Source organism: Arthrobacter sp. KBS0702 (assembly GCF_005937985.2).
Taxonomy (GTDB): Bacteria; Actinomycetota; Actinomycetes; order Actinomycetales; family Micrococcaceae; genus Arthrobacter.
This window is the reverse complement of record NZ_CP042172.1, coordinates 265,721-285,953: the sequence shown is the minus strand read 5'-3', so window position 1 is coordinate 285,953 and position 20,233 is coordinate 265,721. Positions and strand designations below refer to the sequence as shown.

General features: G+C 68.3%; 20 protein-coding genes. 9 read left to right on the top strand and 11 right to left on the bottom strand.

The window, feature by feature from the left end:
• Window positions 1-25 precede the first annotated feature (25 nt).
• Window positions 26-1,057, bottom strand: a complete 1,032-nt coding sequence (locus FFF93_RS01350; RefSeq protein WP_138767670.1) for a universal stress protein — start codon at window positions 1,055-1,057, stop codon at window positions 26-28.
• Between the two features lie 380 nt (window positions 1,058-1,437).
• Here FFF93_RS01350 and FFF93_RS01345 point away from each other — a divergent pair, with 380 nt between their 5' ends.
• A complete protein-coding gene (locus tag FFF93_RS01345; protein WP_138770268.1) occupies window positions 1,438-2,103 on the top strand; it encodes an FAD-binding protein in 666 nt (221 codons plus the stop codon).
• Here FFF93_RS01345 and FFF93_RS01340 read toward each other — a convergent pair.
• Entirely contained in the window at window positions 2,100-2,789 is a 690-nt protein-coding gene (locus FFF93_RS01340) for a copper resistance CopC family protein (protein ID WP_138767671.1), read from the bottom strand. The two genes, FFF93_RS01345 and FFF93_RS01340, sit on opposite strands and share 4 nt — an antisense overlap.
• Before the next feature lie 113 nt (window positions 2,790-2,902).
• On the opposite strand from FFF93_RS01340, the gene FFF93_RS01335 reads away from it, so the two are divergent.
• Together FFF93_RS01335 and hutG are read left to right on the top strand one after the other, a co-directional pair.
• A complete protein-coding gene (locus tag FFF93_RS01335; protein ID WP_138767672.1) occupies window positions 2,903-4,345 on the top strand; it encodes an NCS2 family permease in 1,443 nt (480 codons plus the stop codon).
• 186 nt (window positions 4,346-4,531) lie between these two features.
• The gene (gene hutG / locus FFF93_RS01330) at window positions 4,532-5,503 is read left to right on the top strand and encodes a formimidoylglutamase (protein WP_138767673.1); all 972 of its coding nucleotides are present in this window, start codon (window positions 4,532-4,534) and stop codon (window positions 5,501-5,503) included.
• A 30-nt stretch (window positions 5,504-5,533) separates the two neighbouring features.
• Here the strand turns inward: hutG and FFF93_RS01325 are convergent, their stop codons facing one another.
• Window positions 5,534-6,838 (bottom strand): sodium:proton antiporter, encoded by a 1,305-nt coding sequence (locus FFF93_RS01325; RefSeq protein ID WP_138767674.1) that lies wholly within the window; start codon window positions 6,836-6,838, stop codon window positions 5,534-5,536.
• Between the two features lie 191 nt (window positions 6,839-7,029).
• On the opposite strand from FFF93_RS01325, the gene FFF93_RS01320 reads away from it, so the two are divergent.
• Entirely contained in the window at window positions 7,030-7,266 is a 237-nt protein-coding gene (locus tag FFF93_RS01320) for a hypothetical protein (RefSeq protein ID WP_186372201.1), read from the top strand.
• A gap of 86 nt (window positions 7,267-7,352) precedes the next feature.
• Here FFF93_RS01320 and FFF93_RS01315 read toward each other — a convergent pair whose 3' ends face one another.
• The 4 genes from FFF93_RS01315 to FFF93_RS01300 form a co-directional block, all read right to left on the bottom strand.
• Window positions 7,353-7,589, bottom strand: a complete 237-nt coding sequence (locus tag FFF93_RS01315) for a hypothetical protein (protein WP_138767675.1) — start codon at window positions 7,587-7,589, stop codon at window positions 7,353-7,355.
• 165 nt (window positions 7,590-7,754) lie between these two features.
• Window positions 7,755-9,344, bottom strand: a complete 1,590-nt coding sequence (gene hutH, locus FFF93_RS01310; protein ID WP_138767676.1) for a histidine ammonia-lyase — start codon at window positions 9,342-9,344, stop codon at window positions 7,755-7,757.
• A gap of 126 nt (window positions 9,345-9,470) precedes the next feature.
• Window positions 9,471-11,168 carry a urocanate hydratase gene (locus FFF93_RS01305; RefSeq protein ID WP_138767677.1) on the bottom strand — a complete coding sequence of 566 codons (1,698 nt, stop codon included), beginning with the start codon at window positions 11,166-11,168 and terminating at the stop codon, window positions 9,471-9,473.
• A 160-nt stretch (window positions 11,169-11,328) separates the two neighbouring features.
• Window positions 11,329-12,186, bottom strand: coding sequence for an IclR family transcriptional regulator (locus FFF93_RS01300; protein ID WP_261375240.1), 858 nt, complete (start codon window positions 12,184-12,186; stop codon window positions 11,329-11,331).
• A 203-nt stretch (window positions 12,187-12,389) separates the two neighbouring features.
• On the opposite strand from FFF93_RS01300, the gene FFF93_RS01295 reads away from it, so the two are divergent.
• A complete protein-coding gene (locus FFF93_RS01295) occupies window positions 12,390-12,728 on the top strand; it encodes a hypothetical protein (protein WP_138767678.1) in 339 nt (112 codons plus the stop codon).
• A gap of 5 nt (window positions 12,729-12,733) precedes the next feature.
• On the top strand, window positions 12,734-13,156 hold the full coding sequence (locus FFF93_RS01290) for a hypothetical protein (protein ID WP_261375239.1): 423 nt from the start codon (window positions 12,734-12,736) through the stop codon (window positions 13,154-13,156).
• A 13-nt stretch (window positions 13,157-13,169) separates the two neighbouring features.
• Here FFF93_RS01290 and FFF93_RS01285 read toward each other — a convergent pair whose 3' ends face one another.
• The 4 genes from FFF93_RS01285 to FFF93_RS01270 form a co-directional block, all read right to left on the bottom strand.
• Window positions 13,170-13,565: an iron-sulfur cluster assembly accessory protein gene (locus FFF93_RS01285; RefSeq protein WP_186372200.1), complete on the bottom strand. Its 396-nt coding sequence runs from the start codon at window positions 13,563-13,565 to the stop codon at window positions 13,170-13,172.
• Window positions 13,566-13,668: 103 nt separating this feature from the next.
• Window positions 13,669-14,586 carry a hydroxymethylglutaryl-CoA lyase gene (locus FFF93_RS01280; RefSeq protein WP_138767679.1) on the bottom strand — a complete coding sequence of 306 codons (918 nt, stop codon included), beginning with the start codon at window positions 14,584-14,586 and terminating at the stop codon, window positions 13,669-13,671.
• Window positions 14,586-15,857 carry a CaiB/BaiF CoA-transferase family protein gene (locus tag FFF93_RS01275; RefSeq protein ID WP_138767680.1) on the bottom strand — a complete coding sequence of 424 codons (1,272 nt, stop codon included), beginning with the start codon at window positions 15,855-15,857 and terminating at the stop codon, window positions 14,586-14,588. Before FFF93_RS01275 ends, FFF93_RS01280 begins: the two co-directional genes overlap by 1 nt.
• A gap of 115 nt (window positions 15,858-15,972) precedes the next feature.
• Complete coding sequence (locus FFF93_RS01270) at window positions 15,973-16,770, bottom strand: IclR family transcriptional regulator (protein ID WP_138767681.1); 798 nt, start codon at window positions 16,768-16,770, stop codon at window positions 15,973-15,975.
• A 258-nt stretch (window positions 16,771-17,028) separates the two neighbouring features.
• Between FFF93_RS01270 and FFF93_RS01265 the strand changes: the two genes are divergently transcribed.
• From FFF93_RS01265 to FFF93_RS01255, 3 genes are all read left to right on the top strand, one after another.
• Window positions 17,029-17,868: an ABC transporter ATP-binding protein gene (locus FFF93_RS01265; RefSeq protein ID WP_222424639.1), complete on the top strand. Its 840-nt coding sequence runs from the start codon at window positions 17,029-17,031 to the stop codon at window positions 17,866-17,868.
• Window positions 17,865-18,710, top strand: a complete 846-nt coding sequence (locus FFF93_RS01260) for an ABC transporter permease (protein ID WP_222424638.1) — start codon at window positions 17,865-17,867, stop codon at window positions 18,708-18,710. Before FFF93_RS01265 ends, FFF93_RS01260 begins: the two co-directional genes overlap by 4 nt.
• 112 nt (window positions 18,711-18,822) lie before the next feature.
• Window positions 18,823-19,902, top strand: coding sequence for an ABC transporter substrate-binding protein (locus FFF93_RS01255; protein WP_138767682.1), 1,080 nt, complete (start codon window positions 18,823-18,825; stop codon window positions 19,900-19,902).
• Window positions 19,903-20,233: the final 331 nt, after the last annotated feature.

Genomic DNA, 20,233 nt, shown 5'->3' with positions numbered 1-20,233 from the left:
GACGGCCCTCCCTTGGGCGCTCGGACTACGAGCCGAGCATCGGTCCGAAGCTGGGCCTGTCGGCCAGCCGCGGATCCTCCCGGTCCGGGACCACCATGACGGGGCCCTTGGCGTGGTGCAGGATGCCGTCGGAGGTCGATCCCAGCAGCATCCCGGCGAAGCCGCCCCGGCCGCGGGTGCCTACCACCACGAGTTCCACATGCCGGCTCGCCTCGACGAGGATGTCCACCGGGGAACCGTCCACGAGCTGGGTTTCGACCTCCAGCCGGGGGAAGTGGCTTTTGAGCCAGGCCACGCCGGCGTCGAGCTGGACCCGGATGTCGGCGAAGAGCGCCTCCCGGTCCATCGGGGCGGGAACCCAGGCGAGTGAGCCGCTGTATTGCGGGACGGCGCAGACCACGCGCAGCGGCGCGGAGAGGCGTTCGGCCTGGGCCGCGGCCTCGAGCACCGCCACGCGGGCCTGTTCGGAGCCGTCCACCCCCACCACCACGACGTTTTCGACCGGCTGGTGTCCGGACTTTTCCCGTTCGGCCCGGACATGTTTGTCATCGGTCGTCTCGCCCAGCCGGTCGCCGCAAATGAGCGGGACCGTGACCGTGGGGCATTTGGCGTGCGCAGGCAGCGCGCTGCTGACCGATCCGAGGAGCCTGCCCACGAAGCCGCCCCGGCCGCGGGTGCCAAAGACCAGCAGCTCGGCGGTTTCCGTCATCTCCAGCAGGACACCGGAGGCGTCGCCGTTCTCCACCGAGGCGTCGACGTCGATGTTGTAGCGGGCCACCTTGTCCAGCGCCTGCTTCAGGATCGCCTCGGCGCCTTCGCGGATCACCGAATCGTCCACCGTCGCGTACCCGCCGTCCAGGCCGGAGGCGGCGAAAACGGGCACCGAATAGGCGGTCACGATGTGCAGCGGGCGACGCCTGCGCTCGGCTTCCCGGGCCGCCCAGACCAAGGCGCAGTGGCTGTGGTCCGAGCCGTCCACGCCGACCACGATCCCGCGAGGAGCGTGCTCCTCGGCAGCGTCTCCCGCCGGGTCCGGATGCACCTGTTCTCGGGCCATGGGGTCCGCCTCCTCGCGATACGTGGCTGTGTTGCGGCTATTCTGCCAGACCTGCCGGGGTGCGGCCTCCATCGGCCCGGCGGGCAGGTTTTACCAAGTGTTTACACAGCGTTCGGCCGGCCCCGGAACCCGCGGAGCGACAGGCTTCCCGGCAGGTTCGGCCAGCGCAAAACGGCATAATCCCGGGAAAAATCAAAGTGAAGCCGCCCCTGTTCACAGCCGGCAATCTTGGGTATCCTCTGAGGCATTGCTGAACCGAGACTCGTCTTTCAGATCGCAGGCTCCCCTGGGGAGTGCGCGTAGGACGTGTCAGCGGAAAAGTGTTCCGGACATGCGTCCGGAAAACGCATCATTCGAGGAAGGACCCCGCAGTGTCGAGCATGCCCGCGTACGGCGGAATCGAACGGACCAGCACTGTGGTCATCGGCACGGGGCTTTCCGGACTGGCGGTGGCCAGCGAGCTGCAGCGCCGCGGGGTCGGCGCCATCGTGGTGGACGGGCTGGACCTCCTCGGAGCCGGGAACCCGGCCAATACCTCCTCGCTGCAGCGGTGCGACGCGGCGGATGCGGCCACGCTCCGGGAACGCAACGAGATCCTGCGGCACCTGCGGAACTACGCCGCCAGCCACAAGCTCGACATCCGCAATGACGTCCGCGCCCTGCAGCTGGACCACCTCGACGCCGACGGTCTGGGCGTTGGCGGCCTCGACGCCGGCGAGCACCTTCACGATGCTGCGCACCGGATGCAACCTTGGGCTGTCAGCACCCCCAACGGGATCCTCTACGCCGACCACCTGGTCCTCACCCGCTGCGCGCACAGCCAGTTGCGCCGCATGCTGGCCGAGCTGGGGGTGGCCGCGGGCCAGAACCTGATGGGCGCCATGCACGCGCTCGGCATGTACCTTGTCGGCGTCGGCGAACTCATCACCCCCACGCCGAAGGAAGTCCTCCGCCAGGCCAAGCTGGTGGGACAGGCGATTTCCGCCAAGGTGAACCCGGACGGCATGCCCTCCCTGCTGCCCGGCGGATTGGCCCTGCCGGCCTAGGAGCCGCCGCCCTCGCCGCTTCCTGCGCCGTTTGTTCCTGCGCCGTTTCCCGCGCTGTCTCCTGCGCCGGGGACGCTGTCGTCGCCGGCGTTGAGGCGCCGCTTCGCCGACAGCGCCAGGGCCACGAGGATGCCCACGGCCACCGCGACGAAGAGCACGATGCTCCACGGGAACGGCTGGGAGGCGTCCGGCACCGGCGTCGGCGCGACCGTTGTGCCCGGCTGGGCGGTGCCCAGCGTCGGCACCGTTCCCGCCGCGCCGCCCGCCGCCGCGCCCGCACCCGCCGACGGCGCGGCGCCTGCAGCGGTAAAGCCGAAGGTGCCCTCGATCGGGTGGCCGTCGGAGCTGGCGACCCGCCATAGCACCGTGTAGGGGCCGGCCGGGGCGCCCGCCTTGAGCTTCTGCGACGCAACGTTGTCCACGATCTGCACCGCGCCGTCGGCCCAGTTGGTGCCGGCCGCGTCGTTGACCTTGATCTGGGTGCCGAGCGCCAGCGGGCGTTCGCTGAGGGTGAGCGACACCGCTTCCGGCGCTGTGGGTACCGTCGCGCCGGCGGCGGGGCTGGTCGATTCCACCGAGTCGTGGGCGGAGGCCGGTCCGGCAACCAGCAGCGCGGCGCCCAGCAGGAACGCAAGCAGCGTGATCAGGCCCAGCAGGGCTCCCGGAAGTTGTCTGGTCAAACGCATGGCCGGCCCGCTCCTAGTGTTGGCTTCCTTACAGACTAGGCGAGTTTGGCGCGTGGGCGCCGTCACGCCTAATAGGATTTAGCTAACACCCCTTTTCCCTCCCGGAGGACCAATTGCTTAAGCAGGGCTCTGCACTCGACCGGTATTTCAAGATTTCCGAGCGGGGGTCGAACTTCTCACGCGAGATCCGTGGCGGGTTCGCCACGTTCTTTGCCATGAGCTACATCGTGGTCCTGAACCCGCTGATCCTCTCCGGGCCGGATTCCTCCGGCGGAACGCTCGGCTTCCCGGCCGTCGCCGCCGTCACGGCCCTCGTGGCGGGCATCCTGACCATCCTGATGGGCGCCTGGGCCAAGCACCCCTTCGCGCTGGCAACCGGCCTCGGCGTCAACGCGTTCGTGGCCGTCACCGTCGCCACCAACCCGGGCCTGACCTGGCCGGACATGATGGGCCTGGTGGTCCTCTCCGGTGTCACCATGCTGATCCTGGTCCTCACGGGCTTCCGGACCGCCGTGTTCCGGGCCGTCCCCGAAGGGCTGAAGACGGCGATCGTGGTGGGCATCGGCCTCTTCATCGCCCTGATCGGCCTGGTCAACGCCGGCTTCGTCCGCCGCATCCCGGACGTCGCGGGCACCACCGTCCCCGTGGGCCTCGGCTTCGACGGCAAGCTCCTTGGCTGGCCCACTCTGGTGTTCGTGATCGGCCTGGTCCTGACCATCGCCCTCGTGGTGCGCAAGGTCAAGGGCGCCATCCTGATCGGTATCATCAGCTCCACCATCCTGTCCGTGATCCTGGAATTCACCCTGCACATCGGGCCCAGCTTCGACGGCAAGACCTTCAACCCGCAGGGCTGGTCCCTCGTGGCGCCCAAGTTCACCGAGTGGGCCGCCCCGGACCTGTCCCTGATCGGCAAGGCCAACCCGTTCGGCGCGTTCGAGCACCTCGGCTTCGTGGCCGCCACCCTGCTGGCCTTCGTGATCCTGCTGAGCATCTTCTTCGACGCCATGGGCACCATGGTGGGCCTGGCCACCGAGGCCGGCACCATCGACAAGGACGGCAACATCCCCAACGTGGACCGGGTGCTGCAGATCGACGCCCTGGGCGCCATCGTGGGCGGCGGCGCGTCCGTCTCCTCCAACCAGATCTACGTCGAGTCCGGCGCCGGCATTGGCGAGGGCGCCCGGACCGGCCTGGCCTCGATCGTCACTGGACTGTTGTTCCTCGTCGCCATGTTCTTCACCCCGCTGATCAACCTGGTGCCGTTCGAAGCCGTGGCTCCGGCGCTCGTCGTCGTCGGCTTCATGATGGTGTCCCAGGTCGGCAAGATCGACTGGCAGGACTGGGGCATCGCGATCCCGGCGTTCCTGACGTTCACGCTGATGCCGTTCACGTACTCGATCGCCAATGGCCTCGGCGCCGGGTTCATCTCCTTCGTGCTGATCCGCCTGGTTCAGGGCCGCGCCCGCGAGGTGCACCCGCTGATGTGGGCCGTGGCCGCCGCGTTCCTGCTGTTCTTCGGCATCGGCCCGATCGAGGCCGCGCTCGGCATCCACTAGGGCCTCCCCTTCCCGCCGAGTCCGCAGTCCGCAGCAGTGTCTTTCGTCTTTCGTCTTTCGGAAAACACTGCCGCCAATTGCGGACTCGGCGGCGTTTAACCGGCTTTGGGAAAAGGTTCCGGGATTTCGGACACTCCGGCGGCGGCGCTGCTGGTTTTCCGGCCCGGGCTGGGGTGAGCTAGGAGCATGCCTTCTCCCGCCACCGCCGTTGATGTCCCGCCGCAGCCCTGGACCGGGCGGTTCGACGGCGATGGCGCCGAGCACCGCCGCTGGTGGCAGGCCGTGACGCCCTACGCTGCCCACCCGCTCGGGCACCGGCAGCCGGCCGGCTCCTCCGCCCCCCGGCCCGCCGTCATCCTCGGCTTCGGCAGCGATGCCGGCGTGCGGCGCAACAAGGGCCGGGTCGGGGCGGCGGCCGCACCGGCAGCCATCCGTGCCGCCCTCGGCCCGCTCGCCTTCCACCTGGACCGGGAGGTGCGCGACGCCGGCGACGTCACCGTCACCGGCGACGCACTGGAGGCCGGGCAGGCGCGGGCCGGGCTCGCCATCACCGCACTGCTCGACGCCGGCGCCATGCCCGTGGTGCTCGGCGGCGGCCACGAAACCGCCTTCGCCAGTTACCTCGGCGTCGCCGGCTCCGCCGCGGTCCGCGAAGGCCTCCGGGTGGGCGTGCTGAACCTGGACGCCCATTTCGACCTCCGCGACGAGCCCGTGCCCAGTTCCGGTACCCCGTTCCTGCAGATGGCCCGGGCCGAAGCCGCCGCGGGCCGCGAACTGCAGTATGCCGTCGTCGGGATCTCCGAACCCAACAACACCCCCGCACTGTTCCGCACCGCCGCCGAGCTCGGAGTGGACTACCTGCTGGACGAGGACTGTTCCCCGGAGGCGGCGCACGCCTTTGTGGCCGCGTTCCTGGCGCAGGTGGACGCGCTGTACCTGACCATCGACCTGGACGTGCTGCCGGCGTCGGTGGCGCCAGGGGTGAGCGCCCCGGCCGCCTACGGCGTCCAGCTGCCGGTGATCAGCGCGGTCTGCCGGCAGGTGGCCGCGAGCGGGAAGCTGCTGCATCTGGACGTTGCGGAGCTCAACCCGGAGTTCGACGTCGACGGCCGCACCGCCAGGGTCGCCGCGCGGCTGATCAACACGCTGCTGCGGTAGCCGGGGCGCGGCGTCCGCCCCCGCGGGACCTCAGATAGCCGTGTGCGGTGCCTGGCCCTCGTCGCCGTGCTGTTCCACCGCGCGGCGCTCACGCAGCCGGTCCAGCCGGTTCATCACCGGCGCCGTCGTCGCGCCGTGCAGCACGATCGACATCGCCACCACCAGCCCCACAAAGGCCCAGAGCTGCTCCGCCTGGGCACCGAAGTTCCCGTGGCCGAGGGCGTAGGCGAGGTAGTACAGGGAGCCGATGCCGCGGATGCCGAAGAAGGAGATGGCGATGCGTTCGCGGGGGCCGGTCTTGCCCCGGGCCAGCCCGAGCCAGCCGGCCAGCGGGCGCACCAGCAGCAGGAACGCCAGCGCCACGAGCACCTCGGCCCAGCCGATCCCGGCCAGCAGGCCGCGCGCGATGGCCCCGCCCAGCAGGACCAGGATGACCACCGTCAGCAGCCGCTCCAGCTGCTCCACGTAGGAGTGCATGACGCGGTGGAAGCCGTGCGTGCGCTCGGCGGCCCGGATGGTGACGGCGCAGACGAACACCGCGACGAAGCCGTAGCCCTCCACCATCTGCGTGACGCCGTAGGCCAGGAACGTTGCCGCCAGCGCCACGAAACCCTCGGAGTGGTTGGACAGCCGGACGCTCTCATGCCGGGCCGTAAAGAAGAGCCGCCCCAGCAGCTTCCCCGTGGCCAGTCCGAGCAGCACGCCGACGCCGATCCGCCAGAGCACATCCACCGCCAGAAAGTGTCCCAGCCAGCCGGACGGCGACGCCCCCACGAAGCTGATGGCGATGGCGAGGTAGACGAACGGGAACGCAAGGCCGTCGTTCAGGCCAGCCTCGGAGGTCAGTCCGAAACGGATCTCGTCCTCCCGCTCGGTACCTGCCTCCTCGTCGGCGGGCTCCCCCACCTGCACCTCGGAGGCCAGGACCGGATCGGTGGGGGCCAGGGCTGCCGCGACGAGGAGGGCGGCGCCCAGGCCGAGGCCGAGGAACCAGAGTCCCAGCACGGTCAGGCCAATGATGCACAGCGGCATGGCCAGTCCGAGCATCCGCCAGGTTGTTGACCACTGCCGCCGTCCGAGCGGCCGGTCCAGCGCCAGCCCGGCGCCCATCAGCGAGACGATGACGCAGACTTCAGTCAGGGAGGTGACGAACTCACCGTGCTGCAGCGGGTCGGGGTCCGGCAGGGCGGCCATCAGGGTAAAGGCCAGCATGCCCGCGCCGAGGAACACCATGGGCATCGAGAGGGGCGCCCGGCGCAGCAGCTTGGGCAGCACGGCCGCGATGAAAACGGCGATGCCGGCCGCGGTATAGACAACACTGGGAGCCTCAAACACGTGCACGTCCTCCTGCCGCGAGCGGGATGCGGGCCTGGAATGGGTCGGGGCGCCGTTCCAACCAGAACGGCGCCCCTCGCCTCAAAAGATATACCGCCACCTGCACACTATCGGCTCCGGGCGGGTAAGCCACGCCGGACAGACTAGAATGGAGGGCGGCCAACCGGCCGGATTCTAGGAAAGACCAGTCAATGAACACACCCACTATGCAGACCCAGGCCGCTGACACGACGTCCATCAGGCTCTCGTTCGCCAGCGCCCACGAGGTCCACCACGGCCTCGAAAATGCCGTCAACACCCTCATCGCCTCGGCCGTCCGGGACCGCCGGTGCGGGATCCGGGTCACCCGGCATGAACCCGGCGCCTACACGGTCGCGCTCGACGACACCGTGCCCTTCGGCGAAACCCACGAGGACGTCGCCGCCTAGCCTGCGCTGGCTGCGAGACGGCAAAGGGCCGGTGCGGGGAACTCCCCGCGCCGGCCCTTCTGCTTGCCGCTGGCGGCGCGAGGCGACTAGCTCCGCCGCACCTGCACGCCGTCGGACTTCAGGAAGAGCTGCGCCTCGGACGGCGCTCCCGGCACCAGCCAGAGCACGTTGCCGCTGGCCGAGACCTCTTCGACTTCTCCTGCCGCCAGCAACTGTGCGTGCTTCACAATTTCGACCCGGTCCCCTGTCTTGAGGCTCCTCCAGTCGGAGACCGTGCCGGCGAACGCCGTGCGCCTGGACATGACCGTCCCGCGTGCTTTCATGAACTGCTACCCCTTTGTAGGTTCGTTTTTCAATTTCTGGGCCACAACATCTTTGGTGTGGGCTTGGTCATATTTTTACTACATTTCCCTTGGCCCCGTGGGCCGTGTTGCCCACTATTTCGGGGCTGCCGGAAATTCCCTTCCCGCCTCGTATTTTCTTTGCCGTCAGGCCAGATTTCCGACGGCGGATTCGGCGGCGGCCCGGACCTTCCCGGAGGCGACCAGCAGGTCGGCGGCCTCCAGTTCGGGTGAGAGGAAACGGTCAGTGCCCGGGCCCTCGACGACGTCGCGCAGCACCGCGATTACCGCGGCCCCGGCCGGTCCCGGGGTCAGTTCCCCGCCGGAGAGCTGGGTGCGGATGTCCAGGGCCCGGGCCGAGGTCACGAGTTCGATTGCCAGGACGCGGCGCAGGTTCTCCACCGCGCGGCGAAGCTTGCGGGCCGCGTGCCAGCCCATCGAGACGTGGTCCTCCTGCATTGCGGAGCTCGGGATCGAGTCCACCGACGCGGGCACGGCGAGGCGCTTATTGTCCGAGACCAGCCCGGCCTGGGTGTACTGGGCGATCATCAGGCCCGAGTCGACGCCCGGGTCGGCGGCCAGGAAGGCCGGCAGCCCGTGCGAGCGGGCCGGGTCCAGCATCCGGTCGGTCCGGCGTTCGGCGATGGAGCTGAGATCCGCGACGGCGATCGCCAGGAAGTCCAGCACGTAGGCCACCGGGGCGCCGTGGAAGTTGCCGTTGGAGCTGACCCGGCCGTCCGGCAGGACCACCGGGTTGTCGATCGCGGCGGCGAGTTCGCGGGAGGCGACCAGGGCGGCGTGGTCCACGGTATCGCGGACGGCGCCGGCGACCTGGGGTGCGCAGCGCAGCGAGTAGGCGTCCTGGACCTTGGTGTCGTTGATCCGGTGCGAGGCGACGATCGGCGAGTCGGACAGCACCCGGAGCATGTTGTCCGCCGCGGCGGCCTGGCCCGGGTGCGGGCGGAGCGCGGCGTGCAGCTCGGGCAGGAATACCTGGTCGGTGCCGAGTAGCGCCTCGACGCTCAGCGCGGCGGTGATGTCCGCCGTCGTGAGCAGCTCGCGGAGGTCCGCGATGGCCATCAGCAGCATGCCGAGCATGCCCTCGGTCCCGTTGACCAGGGCCAGGCCCTCCTTCTCGGCGAGGGTGACGGGTTCGATTCCGTGCGCGGCGAGGAGTTCCGCGACCGGGCGGGCACCCTTGGGGCCGTACAGCGTGCCGTCCGGGCCGGCCGCTTCGCCTTCGCCCATCAGGACCAGGGCGCAGTGGGACAGCGGGGCGAGGTCGCCCGAGCAGCCGAGCGAGCCGAATTCCCGGACCACCGGGGTGATGCCGGCGTTGAGGACGTCCACCATGGTCTGCAGCACCACGGGCCGGACGCCGGTGCGGCCGGAGGCCAGGGTCTTGGCGCGCAGGAACATGATGCCGCGGACCACCTCGCGTTCCACGGCCGGGCCCATGCCGGCGGCGTGGCTGCGGATCAGGGATTTCTGCAGCTGGGTGCGCAGCCCGCCCGGGATGTGCCGGTTGGCCAGGGCGCCGAAACCGGTGGAGATGCCGTAGGCGGGCGTCTCGCTGTGTGCGAGGTCGTCGATGTGGGCGCGGACCTTGGCGACGGCGTCGAGGGCGTCCTGGGAGATGGTCACGTGGGCGTCGTGGCGGGCGACGGCGACGACGTCCTCGGGGGTGACACCGCTGGAGCCGAGGGTTACGGTGAGCGGTTCGTGCGTTGGGGCCACGCGGACAGGGTTCCCTGGCCGAGGGGCCCCACCGGCGAGGGACCCGGCCTGAGCTTGCGAAGGCTGGGAGCCGGTGGGGACTTGCGAGGTTAGGGAGTTCGTGGGGAGGAGAGTCATGGCGAAGTCCTATTTGCTTTCATTCATGGGGATGCGTACGCCGCGTTCCTTGGCGACCTCGACGGCACGGTCGTAGCCGGCGTCGGCGTGGCGGATGACGCCCATGCCGGGGTCGTTGGTGAGCAGGCGCTCGAGCTTCTGCGCCGCGAGGTCGGTGCCGTCGGCGACCGAGACCTGGCCGGCGTGGATGGAGCGGCCGATGCCGACGCCGCCGCCGTGGTGGATGGAGACCCAGGTGGCGCCGGAGGCGGTGTTGAGCAGGGCGTTGAGCAGCGGCCAGTCCGCGATCGCGTCGGAGCCGTCGGCCATGGCCTCGGTCTCGCGGTACGGAGAGGCGACGGAGCCGGAGTCTAGGTGGTCACGTCCGATCACGATGGGGGCCTTGACCTTGCCCTCCCTGACGAGCTGGTTGAACAGCAGGCCGGCCTTGGCGCGGTCGCCGTAGCCCAGCCAGCAGATGCGGGCCGGCAGGCCTTCGAACTCCACCCGTTCCTGCGCGGCGTCGATCCAGCGGTGCAGGTGCTTGTTCTCCGGGAAGAGCGCCTTGATCGCCTTGTCCGTCACCGCAATGTCCTCCGGGTCGCCGGACAGGGCGACCCAGCGAAACGGGCCGAGGCCCTCGCAGAACAGCGGCCGGATGTAGGCCGGCACGAAGCCGGGGAATTCGAAGGCCCGGTCGTAGCCGCCCTTGCGGGCCTCGTCGCGGATCGAGTTGCCGTAGTCGAACACCTCGGCGCCGGCGTCCTGGAATTCGACCATGGCCTGGACGTGCTTGGCCATCGAGGCCTGGGCCTTCTTGGTGAAGCCTTCCGGGTCGGCGGCGGCCTCGCGGTGCCATTCCTCGACCGTGATGCCTTCGGGCAGGTAGCTCAGGGGGTCGTGCGCGGAGGTCTGGTCCGTGACGATGTCCACGGTGAGCTCGCCGGCGTTGTGGCGGCGCAGGATTTCCGGGAAGACTGTGGCGGCGTTGCCGACGTAGCCCACCGACCAGCCGCGGCGCTCTTCCTTGGCTTTCAGGACCTTGGCGATGGCGGCGTCGAGGTCGGTCTCCACCTCGTCGAGGTAGCGCTTGCCGGCGCGGCGGCGCAGGTGGCTCTCGTCGACGTCGACGATTAGGCAGGCGCCCTCGTTCAGGGTGACGGCGAGCGGCTGGGCGCCGCCCATGCCGCCGCAGCCGCCGGTGAGGGTCAGGGTGCCGGCAAGCGTGCCGTTCTCATCCCCGGTGAGCTTGCGGGCGATCGCGGCGAAGGTTTCGAAGGTGCCCTGCAGGATCCCCTGGGTGCCGATGTAGATCCAGGACCCGGCGGTCATCTGGCCGTACATCATCAGGCCCTCGGCCTCGAGCCGGCGGAACTCGGGCCAGGTGGCCCAGTCACCGACGAGGTTGGAGTTCGCCAGCAGCACGCGCGGCGCCCACTCGTTGGTGCGGAAGACACCGACGGGCTTGCCGGACTGGACCAGCAGGGTCTCGTCCTTTTCCATGGTCTCCAGGGTGCGGGTGATGGCGTCGAACGCCGCCCAGGACCGGACGGCGCGGCCGGTGCCGCCGTAGACCACCAGGTCCTCCGGGCGCTCGGCGACCTCGGGGTCCAGGTTGTTCATCAGCATGCGCAGCGGGGCCTCGGTCTGCCAGCTCTTGGCAGTGAGCTCGGTGCCGCGGGCTGCTTTGACCGGGCGGGCACCGGTGGTGAAATCGGCGGGTGCCATGAGTGGCTCCTTTGTTCTCTGGGTGGATCCGGGGAAGCGGTTCTGTATCAACTAAAGCCTGTCCGGAGCCCCGGAAACAGGGGCTTCCGGCGGGTACTGTCCGGGATTCCAGACGCAGCCAGCGCCCATCCCTTGGCACTGTGAGACGTCGGAACGACGACTACTGCGGGTTGGCTGGGCTGGGGCGGCCGTGGATGCGGGCCGAGAGATCGTCCGCGACTTTCTTCACCCGCCCGGCCAGGACCGGCCACTGCTCGGCGGGCAGTTTGTCCTCCAGGAAGGTCACGGCGACGGCCGCCGTGGGCCAGCCGGTGTGGTCCGTCACGGCAGCGGCGATCGACCCGAAGCCCGGCGTCACCTCGCCGTGTTCGGTGGCGTAGCCGCGCTGCCGGACCTGGTCAAGGTGCGAGGACAGCGCGGAGTACTTGGTGATCGGGGATTCCGTCTCATGCCGCGCGGTGAAGGCGGCGGCGTTCGGGTACAGCGCCCGGACCTGGGACTTCGGCAACGCAGCCAGGATCGCGCGCCCGCTGGCAGTGAGGTGGCTGGGCAGCCGGACGCCGACGTCGGTCACCAGCGAGGGCCGGTTCTTGGCCCGCTCCTCGACGATGTAGAGCACGTCCCGGCCATGCAGCACGGCCAGGTGCGCGCTCTCCCCGATCACGTCCACGAGCGTCGCGAGCATCGGCCGGCCGAGCCGGGAGAGCGGCTCCTGGCGGGAATAGGCGCTGCTCAGCTCGAAAGCGCTGATGCCGAGGCCGTAGCGCTGTTCCTCGTGCAGGTGCAGGACGAAGCCATTCGCCTCCATCACGCCGAGCAGGTGGTAGACACTGGAGCGCGGCAGGCCCAGGGAGGTGGCAATGTTCGACGCCGCCATCGGCCCGCGCTTGGAGGCCAGCAGTTTCAGGATGCGCAGGGTGTTCTCGGCCGCGGGCACCTTGGAGGCCACCCTGGCCGCGGGCTTTGGCGCGGCGCTGGCGGCCACGATTGGCTCGGTGTTGGCACTGGCTGCTTGCATGTGTTCCTCCTCAACGGGCCGGTGTCCGGTATCCCGTACTTAAGCATGCACCCGGCACCCGGGTGCCAGCGGGCACGCTCCAATTGTTGTGTCTGGTATCCCGGACGTTGGCCGGACGCCGGTCGAGGGACTTCCGCCCCTAGCCCTGCCGGTGGCGGCGGTGCTTCGCTGGACGCAGCCCCGGACCGCGAGGGAGGACTGCCGTGCGCTGGTTAGCAGGACTGTTTCTGGTCGCCCACGGCCTGGTCCACCTGGCCATCTGGCTGCCGCGGCCGGACGCGAAGGCGCCGTTCGACGTCGGCCGGTCCCCCTTCGCCGGCGAGGTGCGCCGAACGGCCGCTGCCCTGGCCATCGCCGCCGCCGCGGTACTGGGACTCGGCGGACTGGGAGTCCTGGTGGAGGCGCCGTGGTGGATTCCGGTCACGGTTGCCGGCGCAGGAATCTCCACGGCCCTGCTGCTGCTCACGTTCAACCCGTGGTGGCTGATCGGGCTGGGCATCAATACCGCCATCATCGTGCTGGCCCTGCAGCAGGCGAGGTAGCGCGCGTGGATGCCCCGCCGTCCGTGTTTCGCAGCGCCGGGCTGAAGGCCGTCAAGGCCGTGCACACCCTCGCCTGGTTCAGCATCGAGGCGGCGATGGTCTACGTCCTCTACGCCGGGATCCGGGGACGCTCCGACCGGAAGGCCGGCGTCGCCGGCGCCGTGGTCTTCGCCGAAACGGCGATCTTCGCGGGCAACGGCTTCCACTGCCCGCTGACAGCGGTCGCGCAGCGGCTCGGCGACGCGAACGGCTCCGTCACGGACATCTACCTGCCGGGGTGGTTTGCCCGGAACCTCCCGGCAATCCATGTGCCGCTGATCGTGCTGGCCGTCGCGCTCCACTGGAGGAACCTCCGGCCACGCGTCAGTAGGTCCAGGCGATGGTCCCGGCGCCACCGCGTTGGGCAGGCAGCCCCATTGCCAGGCTGACACCCCGGGCCCATCAATCGAGCGGCTCGGCGTCCCACGGCATGGAGCACCGGGAACGGCACGCGGGCTGCCCCTTGCCGGGCCAGGGCCGCCCGAAGGAGCGGTTGCAGGGACATCGCTCAGGGGTGTTCGGGTTGCGGATCACCCTGAAGCGGGGCGGCTTGATGCGGTCGCTGTAGTCGAGGGTCGCGCCGGTCAGGACGGTGCCGGCCGCGGCGCTGACAAAAAGCTCGGCACCCGGGCAGCCGTACCGGGCATCCCCCTCGCCCCGGGGATCCTGGGTGAAGACGTACGTCCGCCCGCAGCAGCCGCCGTCCTCGATGTCGATGCGCGCGCTCCCGCCAAGGCCCTCCAATTGACGAATGGCCGCGGCTGTCACGGCAAACGGCGGCAGGATCGTCTCGCGCATGCCGGCCACTCTAACCACCCGACGCCGGTATCGGGGGCCATGACCGGGATTCACCCCCGCGGGTTGCGAACCCCGCCCGGTCCACCTGCAGCGCGGTGATGGCTCAGACGGGATTCGGGAAAACCCCCGCGCCGGCGAGCCCGGAGCGTGGCGCCGTTCCCACCTTGGCACAGATCCAGCGGCCCAGTTCCGTAGCGCGCACCGGATCAATGGACGTAGGGAACCCTGCACGCCCAAGCATCCAGGCCAGGTCCTCGGTGGAGACGTTGCCGGCCGCTCCGGGAGCGAAGGGGCATCCCCCTAGGCCTCCTACCGCGCTGTCGAAGACGCCGACGCCGGCGGCCATCGCCGCATAGGTGTTGGCCAGGGCGGTGTGGCGGGTCTCGTGCAGGTGGGCCCGCAACGGCACATCGGTCTCAGAGCGCAACGCGGTGAACATTCCGCCGACCTGCCACGGCACGGCACAACCAATAGTGTCCGCGAGCGCCAGCTCGGCCAGCACACCGGACTGCAGCGCGCTCCGCACCACGGAGAGCGCCTGTTCCTGCGGAACATCGCCCTGGTAGGGACACCCGAAAGCGACGGCGGCCGTCACGGTGAGCGGAATCGACGCCGCCGCAGCGATCGCTGAGACCTCCGCTAAGGCATCGAGGGCCGCAGCCACGGTCGTGTTCTGATTGGCTGCGGCAAAGGCATCGGTCACGGGCAGCACGTAATTCATTTCGTCGACGCCTGCCTCGACGGCCCGGACAGCACCCTTGGTGTTCAGAACCAGCCCGATGTAGCTGGCGCCGTTGTCGCGCGGCACCCCTGCCATGACGGCATCCGCATCCGCCATCTGCGGGACCTTTTTGGGATTCACGAAGCTGACCGCCTCGATCCGCCGGGCCCCCAATGACACGAGTTCGTTGATGAGCCGCAGCTTGTCCTCGGTGCTGACCGGCACCTTTTCGTTCTGGAGCCCGTCCCGGGGGCTGACATCCACAATTGAAACGGCCCGAGCCTCCTGCACATCATTCATCAGATTGCACCTTCATCCTTCGCAGCCTGCAGCTCGTCCTCTGAGAGCCCGAGCAATCCTTCGTAGATGGCCCGGTTATGGGACCCCGGAGTCAGGGGACCGCTCCAGCCGATTTCCCCGGCGCTGCGCGTCAGCCGCGGAACGATCCCGGGCTGGACCAGGACCCCAAGTTCCTCGTCCGGCACTTCCACCAGCATTCCCCGGGCGCGGAGCTGGGGATCGGCGAAGATGTCTTCGATGCTGCTAACCGGGCTGTTCGGGACCGCGTGTCGGTCCAGTACGGCCGTCAGCTCGTCATGGCCGTACCCGGCCGCCCACTCGGCAATCAGGGATTCCAGTTCCTCCTGGTGCACGCCCCGCGACGCGTGGTTGCTGTAGCGCGGGTCCGACGCCAGTTCCGATCGCCCCATGGCGGCGGCCAGCCGCACAAAGACCGAGTCCTGGTTTGCGGCGATCACCACCCACTTGCCGTCACCGGAACGAAAGATGTTCGACGGCGCGATCCCCTTAAGTCCCGATCCGCTGGGGCCCGGAACGACTTTTTCGGCCGCGAAGTCGGGCACGGCGCTCTCCAGGAGTGAGAAGCATGCCTCTACGAGGGACACGTCCACGACCTGGCCTGTTCCGCCCCTCGCATCCCGCCAGTACAGGGCCAGCAGGATGCCTTGCAGTGCGTAGAGCGACGCCAGACTGTCCCCGAGCGAGATGCCCGTGCGGGGAGGCGCCTGGTCCGGGTAGCCGTTAAGGTACCTCAGCCCTCCCCGCGCCTCGGCAACGGAGGCATAGCCTGGCTTTTGCGCGTCGGGACCTGTCTGGCCATAGCCGGACACCCGGGCAATGATGAGCCCCGGATTGACCTGCCAAAGTTCCTCGGGGGCAAGGCCCAGATTCTCAAGGGTTCCGGGACGGAAGTTTTCCAGGAGCACGTCCGCCTCCTGGCAGAGTTCCAGGAAGAGCTCGCGTCCGCGCGGCGACTTCAGGTCAAGCGTCACGCACTTCTTCCCGCGGGACTGCACGGACCACCACAACGTGTGCCCCTGCACCCGGGCCCGGCCCCATTCCCGCATCGGGTCCGGTCGGCTGGGCGCCTCGATTTTGATCACTTCCGCGCCGAAGTCGGCCAGCTGGCGGCCGGCAAAGGGTCCGGCGATCAGGGATCCCAGTTCCAGAACGCGGACGCCGGCCAAGGGCCCGACGCCGTGCGGCGACTCGGTACCACTCGCAGCGCCGGGCTCGCCGCCGCGTGTGGCGGTCTCGGAAACCTTCACCATTTTCGGACTCCTGTTCTGCTGGCGCCGGCCACGCCGCGCAAACGCCGTCGATTTGCCTAGCGGGGAGCCTATTGAGACGTCCTCTCGGGGCGCCACCCCATTTCATATTGTGGACCTAAATCCACGATGTGGGTACCCCTGTCGACGGAATGGTTCCCCCAATGACACGCGTGGCTTCTTCAGCAGCCGCAAGAACGGGCTCGATCCAGGCGGCACAGACGTCGTAGGGCATCCTGAGCGCCGGCCCCATGACGGTGAGCGCGCCGTACAGTTCGGCCTGCGGCCCAAAGATGGGGGCTGAGATTCCACTGGCCCCCGAAACGCGCTCCCCGGTGGTGATGGCGAAGCCGTCCGCCCTGGTTCTGGCGACGGCGGCCTCCAGGTTGGCGGCGTCGGTGATCGTCTGCTCAGTCAGGGAGCGCAGCCCGGAGCGATAGATCTGCTCGGCCACGTCGGGGTTCCACGCCAGAAGTACCCGCCCCGCGGCACCCACATGAAGCGGCATGATCTCACCCACCTGCACCACCCTCCGGAGCATCCGCCGGGTCTCTGCCAGCGCTATGCAGACCCGCTTACCCTGGGATTCCCGGAATATGCAGGCCGTCTCACCCAGCTCATCACGCAAACGCCGCAGCACGGGCGCGAGCAACTCAAGGTGGTCGAGACCCTGGACAGCCGGGGCGGCCCAGTGCGCCATCCGGACCCCCACGCGGAACTTGTCCCCGTGCCGGTCCAGGATGCCTTCCTGGACCATGTTGGCCACGAGGCGTTGCACGGTCGAGTGGGGCATGCCGGTCGCTGCCCGGAGTTCGGCCAGCGACTGCTCCGGCGCGGCGAGGGAAAAAGCGTCCAGGATGGACGTGATCTTTCGGAGAACCAGCAATGGCGTGGCCGAGGATTCATTGGGGCTCATGCTCAAAGTGTAAGAGTCCGCATCCCGGCCTCCGGCACCCCTCGTCCGAAAGGGGCAAAAGTTCTGCGGGTCGTTGAGTGTGATCCGGCTTACTGTTAGCATCGGCTCCACATCATGATGGTGAACCCACGATGTGGCAGTCAGGGCCCAGCTCGTCAGAGCCGACAACCGGGGCCTCGAGACGGCGCACAAGAGCCAGAACCGGTAAGGATAAGCAGCGAGAACAATCGGCCAACGACGGCCGGAAAGAGTGCAACGATGCCAGCTGCAAAGGCAGACACGTCAAGGTACGCAGTGGAACTCACCGCGTGCACCAAGGAATTCCCGATGCCAGGGGGTGAGACATACTTCGCCGTGCGCGACATCAACCTCAAAGTCGAACCCGGCCGATTTGTTTCCATTGTCGGCCCCACGGGGTCCGGCAAGTCCACCATCCTCAACATGGCGGCGGGGCTGCTGAACCCCAGCAGCGGCGAAGTGACGAGCTTTGGAGAACCGGTGAACGGGGTCAACCGGCGGGCGTCCTACATGTTCCAGCAGGACCCCCTGCTGCCGTGGAAGACCGTCATCGACAACGTCAGCCTCGGCCTGACAATGGCTGGCGCATCAAAGGCCGAGGCCCACGCCGAGGCGAGGCGCTGGCTTGAGAAGGTCGGCCTCAAGAATTTCGCGGACCGGTACCCCCACCAGCTCAGCGGTGGCATGCGCAAGCGCACGGCCATCGCCCAGGCCTGGATCGTCAATCCGGATGTGCTGCTCATGGACGAACCTTTTTCCGCACTTGACGTTCAGACCCGCCAGATCATGGAGAACGAGCTGCTTCAGCTGTGGCAGGAGTCAGGCAAGGCCGTCGTTTTCATCACCCACGATCTGGACGAAGCGATCGCGCTGTCCGACGAAGTGGTGATCCTGGGGGCCGGCCCCGGAAGCACGGTCGTGGGAAGCTACGAAATCGACATCCCGCGGCCCCGCGACCTGCTCGACATCCGCGATGACCCGCAGTTTGTGGCTCTGCACCGCGAGATCTGGGGCAGGTTGAAGGTCGAGGTTTCCAAGACCTACGAGACCGCCATGGCGGAAGAAGGTGAAGTCGCGTGACGCTCCTGGACTCAAAGAAAAACGGGCTCTCGGCCGCCCTCGACAGCGGCACCCGCCGGCGGAACCGCCGGACCGAGATGTCGCCGCTGGCAATGCGAGGCACCCAATTCCTACTCACCGTTGCAGTCCTTGGCGCCTGGGAGCTTTCCGTACGCGCCGGCGTGGTGGACGAATTCTTCTTCCCGCTTCCGTCGGACATTTTCCAGACCGTCTGGTTGTGGGTATCGTCCGGCTTTGTCTTCCCCCACTTGTGGGTCACCATGCAGGAGGCCATTCTCGCCTTCCTCGTGGGAGCCGCCGCAGGGCTCCTCCTTGGCTTCGTCCTGGCCCGGGTACGTTTCCTCGAACGCCTGCTGGACCCGTTCCTGCAGATGTTCAACGCCCTCCCCCGCGTGGTGCTGGCCCCGATCTTCCTTCTCTGGTTCGGCCTGGGCATCTGGTCCAAGGTCGCTTTCGGCTTCACCCTCGTGTTCTTCATCGTCTTCTTCAACACCCTCGAGGGCGTCAAAAGCGTTGACCGTGTGTTGGTGGACAATGCGCGGATGCTGGGCGCTTCCGAAAAGCAACTCCTCCGCCACGTCTTCATCCCCAGCGCCCTGACGTGGATCTTCTCCAGCCTTCACATCAGCGTCGGTTTCGCCATCACAGGCGCCGTGGTGGGCGAGTACCTCGGAGCATCCGCCGGGGTGGGCTACGCCATTGCCCAGGCCCAAGGCGTCTTCGATACGCGGGGCGTGTTCGCGGGGATGTTCATCCTGATGATCGTGGTCCTGATCATCGATCTCCTCGTCAACCGCCTGGAACGGCACCTGCTCCGCTGGCGCCCGACCCAATCGGCCTAGCCCTCCCCCTTGCCAGCCCGGCCCATGGAACGCCGGGCGCCCTGAGTGACCAGCATCAGACCGGTGTCCCGGCCTGAACCAATCCACTATCACCGCTTAGAAGGGACCATCGATGACACAGATCAAAACCGGGCAAAGGCGCCGGGGCATCTTCCGCCCGCTCACCCTTGCCGCCTCGCTTGCCCTCGCTCTTTCTGCTTGCGGCACTCCGTCCGCGGCGCCTCCCGGCCAGCCTGGCAGCGCCGCGGCAAGCGGCGGCAGCAGTGCCAAAGTAACCATCGGCATCGGTGGCCAGACCCTGCTGACGTACCTCCCGACTACGCTCGCGCAGGAACTTGGTTACTACAAAGACGAAGGCTTGAACGTCGAACTCCAGGACCTGCAGGGCGGCTCCAAGGCTCTGACGGCCATGATTGGCGGCAGTACCAACGTGACCAGCGGATACTACGAGCACACCATCCAGATGCAGGCCAAGAATCAGCCGATCAAAGCGTTCGTGGACATGGGCAGGTCCTCGGGCCTGGTGCTGCTGGTCGCACCCAAGAACGAGGGCAAGATCAAGACCATTGCCGACCTCAAAGGGAAGAACGTCGGCGTGACCGCCCCCGGATCCTCCACGGACATGTTCATCAAGTATCTCCTCGCAAAGAACGGTATGCAGAAGACGGACGCGGCGGTTTCGGCCATCGGCGCCGGCTCGTCGGCTGTCGCGGCCATGGAGCAGGGGCAGGTCGACGCCGCCGTCATGCTCGAGCCTGATGTGTCAGTGCTGACCAAACGGATGGGGCACGATCCTTTGATCCTCGAGGACGTCCGCTCCGCCGACGGGCTCAAGGAAGTCTTCGATGCCGACGCGTGGCCCTCTTCCAGCCTCTACGCCAAGGCGGAGTGGCTGGACGCCAACAAGGAGACGGCCGGCAAGCTCGCCAAGGCCATAAAGCGAACCCTGGAATTCATCGCCGGGCATTCCGGGGAGGAGATCGCCGCCAAGATGCCGGAGAAGTTCGCCGGCGGGGACAAGGCTCTCTACGCCGCGGTGATCGAGGACCTGAAGAAGACGCTCAGCAAGGACGGCGCCTTCACCGAGAATGGTGTCCGGGCGGTGCTGAAGACCCAGCAGGTGGCCAACCCTGACGTCGGCAATAAGGACATCAAGCTGGCAGATACCTACACGAATGACTTCCTGAAGTAGGGCGCACGGCTCCAACAAGGGCCCGCCAGCCGGCAACGGCTGGCGGGCCCTTGCGTTGACCTCCGACGGCGGTCCCCGAACGTCGCCTGCGACTCCCTGGCCGGAGAGCTACCCGCGGGTAAGTAGTTTCTAGGTGCAACCCAAGTGTTATGGGTGCTCCCAAGGGGTAGTTGTTACTCGTGTTACTCGCGATGGCGGCCCGTACAGTTGGCGTACGACGTTACCGGACCGGCCGGGTGCCTCCGCTGGGGAGACCTCGGGCCGGTGCGGACCGCCGGGGCCGCGCCGCTGACCAGAGCAGCGGCGGGAGCCCACCGCGCTGAGGTGAGAC

What these genes read in the sequence shown, in the direction of transcription:
- FFF93_RS01350 (WP_138767670.1), bottom strand. Translation starts at nt 1,057, where the DNA reads ATGGCCCGAGAACAGGTGCATCCGGACCCGGCGGGAGACGCTGCCGAG.
- FFF93_RS01345 (WP_138770268.1), top strand. Translation starts at nt 1,438, where the DNA reads ATGCCCGCGTACGGCGGAATCGAACGGACCAGCACTGTGGTCATCGGC.
- FFF93_RS01340 (WP_138767671.1), bottom strand. Translation starts at nt 2,789, where the DNA reads ATGCGTTTGACCAGACAACTTCCGGGAGCCCTGCTGGGCCTGATCACG.
- hutG (WP_138767673.1), top strand. Translation starts at nt 4,532, where the DNA reads ATGCCTTCTCCCGCCACCGCCGTTGATGTCCCGCCGCAGCCCTGGACC.
- FFF93_RS01320 (WP_186372201.1), top strand. Translation starts at nt 7,030, where the DNA reads ATGAACACACCCACTATGCAGACCCAGGCCGCTGACACGACGTCCATC.
- FFF93_RS01315 (WP_138767675.1), bottom strand. Translation starts at nt 7,589, where the DNA reads ATGAAAGCACGCGGGACGGTCATGTCCAGGCGCACGGCGTTCGCCGGC.
- FFF93_RS01305 (WP_138767677.1), bottom strand. Translation starts at nt 11,168, where the DNA reads ATGGCACCCGCCGATTTCACCACCGGTGCCCGCCCGGTCAAAGCAGCC.
- FFF93_RS01300 (WP_261375240.1), bottom strand. Translation starts at nt 12,186, where the DNA reads ATGCAAGCAGCCAGTGCCAACACCGAGCCAATCGTGGCCGCCAGCGCC.
- FFF93_RS01285 (WP_186372200.1), bottom strand. Translation starts at nt 13,565, where the DNA reads ATGCGCGAGACGATCCTGCCGCCGTTTGCCGTGACAGCCGCGGCCATT.
- FFF93_RS01280 (WP_138767679.1), bottom strand. Translation starts at nt 14,586, where the DNA reads ATGAATGATGTGCAGGAGGCTCGGGCCGTTTCAATTGTGGATGTCAGC.
- FFF93_RS01275 (WP_138767680.1), bottom strand. Translation starts at nt 15,857, where the DNA reads ATGGTGAAGGTTTCCGAGACCGCCACACGCGGCGGCGAGCCCGGCGCT.
- FFF93_RS01270 (WP_138767681.1), bottom strand. Translation starts at nt 16,770, where the DNA reads ATGAGCCCCAATGAATCCTCGGCCACGCCATTGCTGGTTCTCCGAAAG.
- FFF93_RS01265 (WP_222424639.1), top strand. Translation starts at nt 17,029, where the DNA reads ATGCCAGCTGCAAAGGCAGACACGTCAAGGTACGCAGTGGAACTCACC.
- FFF93_RS01255 (WP_138767682.1), top strand. Translation starts at nt 18,823, where the DNA reads ATGACACAGATCAAAACCGGGCAAAGGCGCCGGGGCATCTTCCGCCCG.